Raw genomic sequence first — 11,854 nt, forward strand, 5'->3', positions numbered from 1 at the left:
TCTTTGCCTACTTTCTTTTGGCGACGCAAAAGAAAGTAGGTGCGCCGCCGGGCGCACATCCCGGCCTCCGCCCTCAAACAAAGCACCGAAGAACGAAGAGCAGCAAACCATTACCGACCCAAATAAACCTCAATCACCCGCTCATCCGCCTGCACCTGGTCCAACGTCCCCTGCGCCAGAACAGCCCCATCGCACAAGACAGTCACGATCTCCGAGATCGTGCGAATGAACCCCATGTCATGCTCCACCACCATGAGGGAGTGCTTGCCCTTCAAAGTCAGGAACAACTCCGCAGTGCGCGCCGTCTCGTCATCCGTCATCCCCGCAACGGGCTCGTCGAGCAGCAACAGCTTTGGATCCTGCATCAGCAGCATGCCGATCTCCAGCCACTGCTTCTGCCCATGGCTCAGGTTGCCCGCCATGCGCGTCACGCTGGCGGCCAGGTGAATCGTGTGCAGCACCTCGGCCAGGCGGTCGGACTGGGCCGAGTCCAGGCGAAAGAACATGCTGGACTTCACGCCCTTGTGGGTCTTGAGGGCGAGCTCCAGGTTCTCGAACACCGTGAGCTGCTCGAACACCGTGGGCTTCTGGAACTTGCGGCCGATGCCCAGGCTGGCGATCTCGGGCTCGTTGTGGCGCAAGAGGTCAATGGTGCTGCCGAAGAACACCGTGCCGCTGTCGGGGCGTGTCTTGCCGGTGATGATGTCCATCATCGTCGTTTTGCCCGCTCCGTTGGGGCCGATGATGCAGCGCAGCTCGCCGGGGGCAATATCGAGGCTCAGGTTGTTGATGGCCTTGAAGCCGTCGAAGCTCACGTTCACGTCTTCGAGGTACAGGATGCGGCCGTGGGCCACATCCACCTCGCCGGGCGTGGCCACGCGCGAGAAGCCGGCCGCGCGGCCGCCCGACTCGGTCTGGCCATGCACCACAGGGGCGGCGTGGCGCTCGACGCGCCGGGCGCCCTCTTCCATCAGGTCCGGGGTCATTGCGTGCCTCCCTTCTTGTCGTTCTTGTCATCGCCACTGCGGCTGAATTTCTTGACCAGGCCCACCACGCCATTGGGCAGGAACAGCGTGACTGCGATGAACAGCGCTCCCAGGAAGTACAGCCAGAACTCGGGCGCCGTCACGGTGAGCCAGCTCTTGGCGCCGTTGACGATGAAGGCGCCCACGATGGGTCCGATCAGCGTGGCGCGGCCGCCCACGGCCGCCCAGACAGCGATCTCGATGGAGTTGGCGGCACTCATCTCGCCGGGGTTGATGATGCCGACCTGGGGCACGTAGAGCGCGCCGGCCACGCCGCACATCATGGCGCTGATGGTCCAGATGGTGAGCTTGTAGGGCAGCGGCGAGTAGCCCGAGAACATGACACGCGTCTCGGCGTCGCGCACGGCCTGCAGCACGCGGCCGAACTTGCTGCGCACCAGCCAGCGCGCCAGCAGGAAGAATCCGAGCAGCGCAACTCCTGTCATCACGAACAGCAGCATGCGCATGTTCTGCGTGGCGATGGGCTGGCCCAGGATGCGCTTGAAGTCGGTGAAGCCGTTGTTGCCGCCAAAGCCCGTCTCGTTGCGGAAGAACAGCAGCATGGCCGCGTACGTCATGGCCTGGGTGATGATGGAAAAGTACACCCCCTTGATGCGCGAGCGGAAGGCGAAGTAGCCGAACACGAAGGCCACGATGCCGGGCACGGCCACCACCAGGATGAGAGTGGCGACGAAGCTGTCGGACAGCATCCAGTGCCAGGGCAGCTCCTTCCAGTCGAGGAAGACCATGAAGTCGGGCAGGTCGCTCTTGTAGTTGCCGTCGCGGCCGATCTGGCGCATGAGGTACATGCCCATCACGTAGCCGCCGAGCGCGAAGAACAGGCCATGGCCCAGGCTCAGGATGCCGGTGTAGCCCCAGATCAGGTCCATGGCCAGCGCGCAGATGGCGTAGCACATGATCTTGCCGAGCAGGGCCACGGCGTAGTCGGACAGGTGCAGCGGGCTGCCGGCAGGCACCCACAGGTTGAGCACGGGTGCCACGGCACACACCACGATGAGCGCCACGATGAAGGCCGACCAGCCGCCGCGCGTGAGCAGCGGCGCCGGTGCAGGCAGCTGGATGATGGAGGGGGAGGAAGGCGTAGTCGTCGTCATGTTCTGTCTCGATCCGCTCAGTCAGCGGTACGCCCTTTGACCGCGAAGATGCCCTGCGGCCGCTTCTGGATGAAGATGATGATGAACACCAGCACGGCGATCTTGGCCAGCACGGCGCCCGTCCAGCCTTCGAGGAACTTGTTGAGCACGCCCAGGCCGAGCGCGGCATACACGGTGCCGGCCAGCTGGCCCACGCCGCCGAGCACCACCACCATGAACGAGTCGACGATGTAGCCCTGGCCCAGGTCGGGGCCCACATTGCCCACCTGGCTGAGGGCACAGCCCGCCAGCCCGGCGATGCCCGAGCCCAGCGCGAAGGCGTACGTGTCCACGCGGGCGGTGTTCACGCCCATGCACGAGGCGATGGGGCGGTTCTGCGTGACGCCGCGCACGAAAAGGCCCAGGCGTGTGCGGCTGATGAGGAAGGCCACGCCCCCGAGCACCGCCAGCGCGAAGGCGACGATGATCACCCGGTTCCAGGGCAGTTGCAGGTTCTCCATGAGCTGCACGCCGCCGCTCATCCACGAGGGGTTCTCCACGCCCACGTTCTGCGCGCCGAACACGCTGCGCACCAGCTGCTGCAGCATGAGGCTGATGCCCCAGGTGGCCAGCAGCGTCTCCAGCGGGCGGCCGTAGAGGAAACGGATCACGCCACGCTCGAGCACCGCGCCCATGAGCGCCGAGGCCAGGAAGGCGGCGGGCACAGCCGCCACCAGGTACCAGTCGAACGCGCCGGGAAAGTAGCGCTGGAACACGCCCTGCATCACATAGGTGGCGTAGGCGCCGATCATCATCAGCTCGCCATGGGCCATGTTGATCACGCCCATGAGGCCGTAGGTGATGGCCAGGCCCAGCGCCACCAGCAGCAGGATGGAACCCAGGCTGATGCCCGAGAACATGGCGGCCAGGCGATCGCCCCATTGCAGGCGCTCTTCCACCGCCTTGAGGGCGGTCTGCAGGGCGGCCTTCACCTTGGGATCCTCCTCGCTGCGCAGCTGCTCCAGCAGCACGGTGCGCGTGGCGGGGTTGGCGCTGGCAGCCAGCAGTTGGGTGGCCTCCAGGCGTTTGGCAGCGTCGCTGCTGCTGATGAGGATGCGTGCGCGGATACCTTCCAGGCGCACCTTGAGGCCGGCATCCTGCTCGGCGGCCAGGGCTTTCTCGATCAGGGGCAGGCGGGCTTCGTCGGTTTCTTCGCGCAGCGCGTCGACGGCCTTGCGGCGCTGCGCGATGTCGGCGGACATGAGCTGCAGCGAGGCGAGCGTGGTGTCGAACTCGCCGCGCATGCGGTTGTTGTTGACGATGTCCTCGGCGTCGTCGGGCACGGGCACCTCGGCGCCGGTCACGGGGTCGATGCCCTTGTCGTCCTTGATGACGATGGCCTTGTCGCCGGCGATCTTCACCGCGTCGTCGCCCATGGCGCGGATGAAGGCGATGGTGGCCTCGTCGGGCGTGGCGATGGCGGCCTGCAGCGCGGCGATGCGCTCATCGGTGTCGCCGGCCGCCATGGCGCGCGCGGACTCGGCCGTGAGCGCGTGCGCCTGCGCGGCCGCACACAGCAGCAGGCAGGCAAACAGACGGGGAATGAGGGATGAAAGCATAGCGGCCAGTGGCGTCAGGGGAATGCGGCGGTGCGCTGGCGTCGCCCCTCCTCCCGGGCAGGCCACGGAAGCGAGGGGGAAAGAAGGGAGGCGCGCTGCGCCTCCCGGAACCGACAGGGATCAGAGCTTGCTCTTGCCGTCCGGCTCGTCCTTCTTCTTGTCGTTGCCTTCGATGTACGGGCTCCATGGCTTGGCCTTGACCGGGCCAGGCGTCTTCCACACCACGTTGAACTGGCCGTCGGCCTTGATCTCGCCGATGAACACGCTCTTGTGCAAGTGGTGGTTCTTCTCGTCCATCTTGGAGACGATGCCCGACGGTGCCTTGAAGGTCTGGCCGGCCATGGCGGCGATCACCTTGTCCACATCGGTGCTCTTGGCCTTCTCGACGGCCTGCTTCCACATGTTGATGCCGATGTAGGTGGCTTCCATCGGGTCGTTGGTGAGCGGCTTGTCCTTGTGGCCGGCAATGCCCTTGGCCTTGGCGTAGTCGCCCCACTTCTTGATGAACTCGGTGTTGGCCGGGCTCTTGATGGACTGGAAGTAGTTCCAGGCAGCCAGGTGGCCCACCAGCGGCTTGGTGTCCACGCCGCGCAGTTCTTCCTCGCCCACGGAGAAGGCGACAACCGGCACGTCCTTGGCCTTCAGGCCGGCGTTGCCCAGTTCCTTGTAGAAGGGCACGTTGGAGTCGCCGTTGATGGTGGAGACCACGGCCGTCTTGCCGCCCTGGCTGAACTTCTTGATGTCGGCGACGATGGTCTGGTAGTCGGAATGGCCGAAGGGGGTGTACTTCTCGTCGATGTCGCTGTCCTTCACGCCCTTGGACTTGAGGTAGGCGCGCAGGATCTTGTTGGTGGTGCGGGGGTACACATAGTCGGTGCCCAGCAGCACCCAGCGCTTGGCGCTGCCGCCGTCCTTGCTCATCAGGTAGTCCACCGCGGGGATGGCCTGCTGGTTGGGCGCGGCGCCGGTGTAGAACACGTTCTTGGAGAGTTCCTCACCCTCGTACTGCACGGGGTAGAACAGCAGGCCGTTCATTTCCTCGACCACGGGCAGCACCGACTTGCGGCTCACCGAGGTCCAGCAGCCGAAGATCACCGAAACCTTGTCCTGGCCCAGCAGCTGCTTGGTCTTTTCGGCGAACAGGGGCCAGTTGGAGGCCGGGTCCACCACCACGGGTTCGAGCTTCTTGCCCAGGACACCGCCCTTGGCGTTGATCTCGTCGATGGCCATCAGCACGGTGTCTTTCAACACGGTTTCCGAAATCGCCATGGTGCCCGAGAGGCTGTGCAGGATGCCGACCTTGATGGTGTCCTGCGCATGGGCTGGCAGCGCAGACAGGCCAGCGAGCGTAGCGACGGCCGCAAGGGCCTTGAGGGAATAACGACGTTGCATGTGTGCTTCTCCAGAGGAAGGGGTGGTGGTTCATCAAACCGCTTCGCCCGATGGCGCCAGGTCGGGCGCCGGTTCGGTCGATGGAATGGATTCTGGAGACTGCCCGCCGGATCGGAAATACGCCGGGTGGCGTACACGGCCGGTTACAAGAGGGGTTCCGGGCACCACCCGCCCTTGCCGGGCGGGCACTTGAAGCTACTGAAACGATAGCTGCAAAGGCAGCATTGGCATACGCCGCCGCTCAGCGCACGGGCCGCTGCAGCGCGTGCACAGTGGTGGTCTTGCGCACCGGGCTGGACAGCACCAGCGAGGTGGTGACACCGCCGTGCTGCGCCAGCGCGTCCACCACGCGCTGCAGGTCTTCGGGCTCGGCGATGGCGCAGCGCACGATGAAGCAGTCCTCGCCCGTGACACGGTCGGCCTCCAGCACCTCGGGCATGGCTGCGAACAGCTTCAGGTAGGGCGCGATGCCGGCATGCGTGGTCTGGATGCGGATGAGGGCCTGCAGCCGCACGCCGATGGCGCGCAGGCTGACGCGGGCGCCATAGCCTTCGATGACGCCCGCGTCCTCGAGCTTGCGCACGCGCTCGCTCATGGCGGGCTGCGACAGGCCGATGCGCTTGCCTAGGGCCGCCAGGCTCTGGCGGGCATCGGTCTGCAGGGCTTCGAGGATGAGCCAGTCCTTCTTGTCGAGTTCCATGGTGCTGCGTGTCGAACGGGGTTGCGTAGTGGCCGATCATCCATCGGTTTGGCAGCCATTATTCCGATGCCCGGCCCTTCCCGCGCCGCGCAAGGGCGCATACCGTGCAAGTCCTGCGGCCAATGGTGGCCGCGCTCAGAGGAAAACACGCCCATGCAGCTGGTTGGAATGCTCGACTCCCCCTTTGTCCGCCGCGTCGCCATCGCGCTCACGGTACTTGATGTGCCGTTCACGCACCGGCCGCTCTCGGTGTTCAGCACCTTCGAGGCCTTCGGCCGCATCAACCCGGTGGTCAAGGCGCCCACCCTGGTCTGCGACGATGGCGGCGTGCTCATGGACTCGACGCTGATCCTGCAATGGGCGGCCGCGCAGTCCCGGCGCTGGCTGCAGCCCGCAGGGGGCCCGGCACTGCAGCGCGAGCTGCGCCTGACCGGCCTGGCGCTGGCGGCCTGCGAGAAAGCCGTGCAGATCGTCTACGAACACCAGCTGCGGCCCGCCGACAAGCTGCACGCGCCCTGGCTGGACCGCGTGACAGGCCAGTTGCTGGCCGCATGCACCCTGCTGGAGGACGAACTGGCACGCGAGCCCCTGCCAGCCCCTGCCAGGGAGATCGGCGATGCAGGCATCACCATCGCGGTGGCGTGGGACTTCATGCAGATGATGGTGGCCCAGGTGGTGAAAACGGCGCACCACCCGGCGCTGGCCGCCCATGCCGGGCGAGCAGAGCAAATGCCCGCCTTTGCCGCCTGGCCAGCGCGCTGAGCACAGCAAAAAAGCCCCGGCAGGGGGCGATTTGCGGTTTGTGTCGCCTAGGCGTTGCCCACCGCCCCGGCCCTGGGTTTACGATGGTTGAAACACTGTTCCACGAGAGGCAGGCAACAACCATGGTGAAACGACGCACAGTGCTCTGGGCCGGTGCGGCCACAGCGGGCGCGCTGGTGATTGGCTGGGGGGCCCTGCCCCCGCGCCAGCGCCTGCGCACGGGCGCGCCGCTGCCCACGGCGGGCGGGCAGGCAGCGCTCAATGGCTGGCTCAAGATCGGCGCGGACAACACCGTCACGGTGATGATGGCCAAGGCCGAGATGGGCCAGGGCACGCACACCGGCCTGGCCGCCATCCTGGCCGAGGAGCTCGACGCCGACTGGCCCCAGGTGCGGCTGGAGATGGCGCCCATCGACGACATCTACAACAACCTGGCCACGGTGGTCGACGGCCTGCCCTTCCACCCCGACAACGACGGCTCCATCAAGGCGGTGGCCGGCTGGCTCACGGCCAAGACCATGCGCGAGGTGGGCATGATGATGACGGGCGGCTCGTCCAGCATCAAGGACCTGTGGCAACCCATGCGCGAGGCCGGCGCAAGCGCCCGGGCCATGCTGGTGCGCGCGGCAGCCGCGCAGTGGAACGTGCAGGCCACCGAATGCAGCGTGCAGGCCGGTGTGGTGGAACATGCCGCAGGCCAGCGCGCCAGCTTCGGCGAGCTGGCGGCCCTGGCGGCGCAGCAGCCGCTGCCCGGCAAGGTGGCGCTCAAGGAGGCGGCGCAGTTCCGGTTGATCGGCAAGCCGCTCACACGCATCGAGGCGCGCAGCAAGCTCGACGGCACGGCCGTGTTCGGCATCGACGCGAATCCGCCCGGCCTGCTGCACGCCGCCGTGGTGATGTGCCCCACGCGCGGCGGCAAGGTGGCGCGCATGGACGGCGCCGCCGCCGAAAAGCTGCCCGGCGTGAAGAAGGTGCTGACCGTGGATGCCCTGAACGGCGGCACCGGCGCGGTGGCCGTGATCGCCGATACGCCCTGGCATGCGCGCAAGGCAGCAGCCGCCGTCACGGTGGAATGGGACCATGGCCCGGCGGCCGCCCTGTCGAGTGCAGCGGTGTATACGCAACTGGCCCTGGCGCTGGACCAGGCCAAGGGCTTTGGCTACCACCAGAGTGGCGATGCCGAAGCGGCCATGCAGGGCGCCGCGCGAACCATCACGGCCGACTACCGCGCGCCCTACCTGGCGCATGCGGCGCTGGAGCCGATCAACTGCACGGTGCAGTTCAAGGACGGGGCGGCCACGGTGTGGACCTCCACCCAGGTGCCCGACCTGGCGCGCGCGGCGGCAGCCAAGGTGCTGGGCATCGCCGAGGACAAGGTGGATGTGCAGCAACTGCTGCTGGGCGGCGGCTTCGGCCGCCGGCTGGAGGTGGACTACGTGGCCCAGGCCGCCGCCATCGCCCGCGCGGCCGGTGGTGCGCCGGTGCAGACGCTGTGGACGCGCGAGCAGGACACGCAGCACGACTTCTACCGCCCCGCCTGCATGGCGCGCTTCAAGGCGGGCTTCGATGGCGAGGGCAAGCTGGTGGCCTGGGACAACCTCTCGGTGGGCCAGGCCATCGTGCCGCAGGTGCTCGGGCGCATCTTCGGACTGCCCGGCGCCGGGCCGGACAAGACCACGTCGGAAGGTGCTTTCGACCAACCCTACGAGTGGCCCCATGCACGCATTGCCCACGAGATCGTCACGCTGCCGCTGCCTGTGGGCTTCTGGCGCTCGGTCGGGCATTCGCACCAGGCCTTCTTCAAGGAAAGCTTCATGGACGAGGCGGCGGTCGCGGCCGGGCAGGACCCGGTGGCCTTTCGCGCCGGCCTGCTGCAAAAGCACCCGCGCCATCTGCAGGTACTGAAGAAGGCGGCCGAGCTGGCGGGCTGGGGCCAACCGCTGGCAGCCGAGGCATCGGGTGCGAAGCGTGCCCGGGGCATCGCGCTACACCAGTCCTTCGGCTCCATCGTCGCGCAGGTGTCCGAGGTGTCGGTGGCGGCGGACAGCAAGGCCATCCGCGTACACCGCGTGGTCTGCGTGATCGACTGCGGCGCGGCCATCAACCCCAACCTCATTACCCAGCAGATGGAGAGCGCCGTGGTCTTCGGCCTCACGGCGGCGCTGCATGGCGAGGTCACCGTGGACAAGGGCCAGGTGCAGCAGGCCAACTTCCACGACTACCCGCTGCTGCGCATGGCCGATTGCCCGCGCATCGAGGTCCACATCATCCCCAGCACCGAGCCACCCGAAGGTGTGGGCGAACCGGGCGTGCCCCCGATTGCCCCGGCCGTGGCCAACGCCCTCTTCGCGCTGAACGGCCAGCGTCTGCGCAGCCTGCCCCTGCGCGTGGCCTGAACCAACCCGGAGCCTCTTCCATGCCCACCACCCTTCGCATCAACGGCAAGGCCGTTTCCGTGAACGCCGAGGCGGACACTCCCCTTCTGTGGGTGCTGCGCGGCGAACTGCACATGAACGGTACCAAGTTCGGCTGCGGCATGGCGCTGTGCGGCGCCTGCACCGTGCACCTGAACGGCGAGCCCACGCGCGCCTGCATCACGCCCTTGTCGGCCGTGGGCGACGGGGACATCACCACCATCGAAGGCCTGGCGGGCCCACAGGCCGAGGCCTTGCGCAATGCCTGGACCGTGCTGGACGTGGCCCAGTGCGGCTACTGCCAGAGCGGTCAGCTGATGTCGGCCTGCGCCCTGCTCACCAAGAACGCGCGGCCCACCGATGCCGACATCGACGCCGCCATGTCGGGCAATGCCTGCCGCTGCGGCACCTACCCGCGCATCCGCGCGGCCATCCACCAGGCCGCGGGCAAGGGTAGCGGCTGACCCCCCGCGCTCAACTGGCCAGTGCGCTGCCCTGGATCTGCGCCGGGTCGAGCAGCATGTGGGCCCCGGCACGGGCCTCGGACTCTGCAGCCACGGCCGACTGGACATTGTTGCGCCCAGCCTGCTTGGCCCGGTACAGGGCCTTGTCGGCGGTGTTGACCAGCTCTTCGAAGCTGGCGCCCCGCACGTCGTACAGGGTGGCCACGCCGATGCTCACGGTGACGGTGACGCAGGCGCCGTCACCATCGACCAGCACGTTGTGGTCCGACACCCCCGTGCGCAGCGACTCGGCCAGGCGCAGCGCACTGAGCGCGTCGATGCCCGGCAGCACGATGACGAATTCCTCGCCACCGAAGCGGGCCACGATGTCCACCGCCGTGCGCGAGCGCGCCAGGCAGGCCTGGGCCACGGCGCAGATCACCCGGTCACCGGCCAGGTGGCCCCAGGCGTCGTTGACGGCCTTGAAATGGTCGATGTCCACCACCATCAGCGACAGCGGCTGGCCCAGTTGCCCGGTGCGCAGGCATTCACGGGCGCCCAGGTCCATCAGCGTGCGCCGGTTGGACAGGCCGGTCAGCGAATCGCATGCGGCCAGTTGCTCCAGCGCCGTGTTCAGCTGCTGCAGCAAGGCGTTCTGCTCGCGCAGCTGGCGGTTGATCTGGGCGATCTCGTCTTCCTTGCGCTTGCGGTCATCGATGTTGAAGGTCACCCCGATCAGGCGCTTGCCCGGCGTGTCGGTGTGGCCGTCCATGATGCGACCGTAGTTGGCGTACCAGACCCATTCGCCGCTCTTGGCGCGCAGCCGGAACTCGCAGCGGTACTGCGGCGTGACACCCGACATGTGGTCAGCAACGGCCGTCTGCACCGTCGCCAGGTCGTCGGGATGGAACAGACCGTAGACGTCCTGCAGGCCCGAGACGATCTCTTCCTCGGTAAAACCCAGCTCCAGGAAAGTCTTGGTGGCCTTGCGGGTGACGTTGCCGGTGAGCAGATCGTTCTCCCACAGGTCCAGGCCGGCCGCTTCCAGTGCCAGCTCGAGCCGCTCTCGGTTCAGGTCCGCTTCACCCATGGTGGCCCATCCACTCAGGCCGAGGGCATGGCACCGGCGTAGCCGATGTTGCGCAGCAGCCCCGCGAACGAAGCCACCACGCCCGGCGTGTTGTACAGCTGGGGGGCGGTCTGCACCTGGATGATGCTGACCTGCCGGCCGGTGCTCTTGCCCGTGGCGGTGTCGAAGTAGAGGGCCAGGTCATCGCTGGCATTGGAGAAGCCCCGGCCCGTGCTCTCGGAGTAGTAGCAGATCGAGTCGGGCGCGATGATGTCGGGCGAGGTGCTCGCCGTGCCGTACATGATGAGGTTCTCGTTCAGGTTGTACAGGTAATGGGTCTCGGTACTCTGCGACGGGTCCTGTGCATTGTCCAGGCGGATGATGCCGGAATCGAGCGAGGACGCGCTGGAGGTGGACTGGGTGACCGCCGTGATGTAGAAGTTGGTCAGCACCGCCTGGGCCGGCCGGCCGGTCAGTTGGGTGATGTTGGCCGCCACAGACGCCGTGGACGGCGGGCTGGCTGCCTGCAGCAGCGAAAACCCTAGTTGGCGCGCCTGCTCCAGCGTGCCGGGAATGTAGTTGCCCGACAGCGCGTAGCCGTTGCCCTGGTTCGATGGCCACATGGCGATGCCCGAGTACCCCCCGAAGCCGCCGACCACGCCGCCCGCCAGGGTTTCCACCTTGTCCGCGGTGGGCGCGCCCAGCACGGCCGATTCGACCAGCGGCGAAGGGGGGGCGTCGCTGGCCAGCGCGCAAGGGCATGGCGCCAGCTGCGCGCTGCCGGTGAAGGTGGTCTGCGGCAGTTCGGGCACGGCGCGGCCGGCGCCGTCGCCGTTGACCACGTAGATCGTGCCGCGGGACATGCCGGCCCCGATCAGTGGCACCAGGGAGTTGATGGGTCCGATCTCGACCGGGATCACGCAGCCCAGCGGCGCCCCGGTGGCCTGCTCGAACACCTGTGAGGTGTTGGTGATGGAGTTCTGGATGGCCGCGAGGGTCAGCCCGTCGGCGGCGTCGGGCGATCCCATGATGGCCAGCACGCAGGAAGCGGTGGCGCCGTCGTAGTCCTTGACGGTGACCGGCGTGAAGCTGCCCTGCTGCGCCAGTTGCTGCAGGATGGTGCAGGCATCGTTGTAACTGCCACCGCCGCCACTGGCCAGTATCGCGGCACCCGCCGCGACAGCCTCCAGATCGCCCAGCCCATAGGTAAACACTGCAGCCGCCATTGGATTCCTCCCTGTTGTATTGGTTGGCTGGCACGATACGCCTTGCCGCTTGATTGTCAACCCGAAGCAGGCCACAGTGGCAGGAAAGCACGCTGGCCGACTGCGGCGGC

Annotated in this window: 10 protein-coding genes; 3 read left to right on the forward strand and 7 right to left on the reverse strand. The window is 67.3% G+C overall.

Features of this window, described 5'->3' with window-relative positions; translation table 11 throughout:
- Window positions 1-110: 110 nt before the first annotated feature.
- From urtD to AC07PF_RS00025, 5 genes are all read right to left on the reverse strand, one after another.
- Window positions 111-986 (reverse strand): urea ABC transporter ATP-binding protein UrtD, encoded by an 876-nt coding sequence (urtD, locus tag AC07PF_RS00005; RefSeq protein ID WP_494610471.1) that lies wholly within the window; start codon window positions 984-986, stop codon window positions 111-113.
- Window positions 983-2,140, reverse strand: a complete 1,158-nt coding sequence (gene urtC, locus AC07PF_RS00010) for an urea ABC transporter permease subunit UrtC (RefSeq protein ID WP_494610472.1) — start codon at window positions 2,138-2,140, stop codon at window positions 983-985. The genes urtD and urtC overlap by 4 nt, the downstream gene beginning before the upstream one ends.
- A 17-nt stretch (window positions 2,141-2,157) precedes the next feature.
- Window positions 2,158-3,738 (reverse strand): urea ABC transporter permease subunit UrtB, encoded by a 1,581-nt coding sequence (urtB, locus tag AC07PF_RS00015; protein ID WP_494610473.1) that lies wholly within the window; start codon window positions 3,736-3,738, stop codon window positions 2,158-2,160.
- A 120-nt stretch (window positions 3,739-3,858) separates the two neighbouring features.
- Window positions 3,859-5,130, reverse strand: a complete 1,272-nt coding sequence (gene urtA, locus AC07PF_RS00020) for an urea ABC transporter substrate-binding protein (protein ID WP_007855656.1) — start codon at window positions 5,128-5,130, stop codon at window positions 3,859-3,861.
- 241 nt (window positions 5,131-5,371) lie between these two features.
- Window positions 5,372-5,830: an Lrp/AsnC family transcriptional regulator gene (locus tag AC07PF_RS00025; RefSeq protein WP_494609914.1), complete on the reverse strand. Its 459-nt coding sequence runs from the start codon at window positions 5,828-5,830 to the stop codon at window positions 5,372-5,374.
- 153 nt (window positions 5,831-5,983) lie between these two features.
- On the opposite strand from AC07PF_RS00025, the gene AC07PF_RS00030 reads away from it, so the two are divergent.
- The 3 genes from AC07PF_RS00030 (at window position 5,984) to AC07PF_RS00040 (ending at window position 9,470) form a co-directional block, all read left to right on the forward strand.
- Window positions 5,984-6,592: a glutathione S-transferase gene (locus tag AC07PF_RS00030; protein WP_494610474.1), complete on the forward strand. Its 609-nt coding sequence runs from the start codon at window positions 5,984-5,986 to the stop codon at window positions 6,590-6,592.
- Between the two features lie 122 nt (window positions 6,593-6,714).
- Entirely contained in the window at window positions 6,715-8,988 is a 2,274-nt protein-coding gene (locus tag AC07PF_RS00035) for a xanthine dehydrogenase family protein molybdopterin-binding subunit (RefSeq protein ID WP_494610475.1), read from the forward strand.
- A gap of 20 nt (window positions 8,989-9,008) precedes the next feature.
- Window positions 9,009-9,470: a (2Fe-2S)-binding protein gene (locus AC07PF_RS00040; RefSeq protein ID WP_494610476.1), complete on the forward strand. Its 462-nt coding sequence runs from the start codon at window positions 9,009-9,011 to the stop codon at window positions 9,468-9,470.
- A gap of 10 nt (window positions 9,471-9,480) precedes the next feature.
- Here AC07PF_RS00040 and AC07PF_RS00045 read toward each other — a convergent pair whose 3' ends face one another.
- Both AC07PF_RS00045 and AC07PF_RS00050 read right to left on the reverse strand, forming a co-directional pair.
- Window positions 9,481-10,539: a sensor domain-containing diguanylate cyclase gene (locus AC07PF_RS00045; RefSeq protein ID WP_494610477.1), complete on the reverse strand. Its 1,059-nt coding sequence runs from the start codon at window positions 10,537-10,539 to the stop codon at window positions 9,481-9,483.
- Window positions 10,540-10,553: 14 nt separating this feature from the next.
- Window positions 10,554-11,744 (reverse strand): S-methyl thiohydantoin desulfurase domain-containing protein, encoded by a 1,191-nt coding sequence (locus AC07PF_RS00050; protein WP_007855646.1) that lies wholly within the window; start codon window positions 11,742-11,744, stop codon window positions 10,554-10,556.
- Window positions 11,745-11,854 lie beyond the last annotated feature (110 nt).

The sequence above is a fragment of the Acidovorax sp. GW821-FHT10A04 genome (assembly GCF_059415825.1).

Excerpts from the sequence above, each read along its gene's own strand:
- AC07PF_RS00035 (WP_494610475.1), top strand. The coding sequence starts at position 6,715 with ATGGTGAAACGACGCACAGTGCTCTGGGCCGGTGCGGCCACAGCGGGC.
- urtA (WP_007855656.1), bottom strand. The coding sequence starts at position 5,130 with ATGCAACGTCGTTATTCCCTCAAGGCCCTTGCGGCCGTCGCTACGCTC.
- urtC (WP_494610472.1), bottom strand. The coding sequence starts at position 2,140 with ATGACGACGACTACGCCTTCCTCCCCCTCCATCATCCAGCTGCCTGCA.
- AC07PF_RS00025 (WP_494609914.1), bottom strand. The coding sequence starts at position 5,830 with ATGGAACTCGACAAGAAGGACTGGCTCATCCTCGAAGCCCTGCAGACC.
- urtB (WP_494610473.1), bottom strand. The coding sequence starts at position 3,738 with ATGCTTTCATCCCTCATTCCCCGTCTGTTTGCCTGCCTGCTGCTGTGT.
- AC07PF_RS00030 (WP_494610474.1), top strand. The coding sequence starts at position 5,984 with ATGCAGCTGGTTGGAATGCTCGACTCCCCCTTTGTCCGCCGCGTCGCC.
- AC07PF_RS00050 (WP_007855646.1), bottom strand. The coding sequence starts at position 11,744 with ATGGCGGCTGCAGTGTTTACCTATGGGCTGGGCGATCTGGAGGCTGTC.
- AC07PF_RS00045 (WP_494610477.1), bottom strand. The coding sequence starts at position 10,539 with ATGGGTGAAGCGGACCTGAACCGAGAGCGGCTCGAGCTGGCACTGGAA.
- urtD (WP_494610471.1), bottom strand. The coding sequence starts at position 986 with ATGACCCCGGACCTGATGGAAGAGGGCGCCCGGCGCGTCGAGCGCCAC.
- AC07PF_RS00040 (WP_494610476.1), top strand. The coding sequence starts at position 9,009 with ATGCCCACCACCCTTCGCATCAACGGCAAGGCCGTTTCCGTGAACGCC.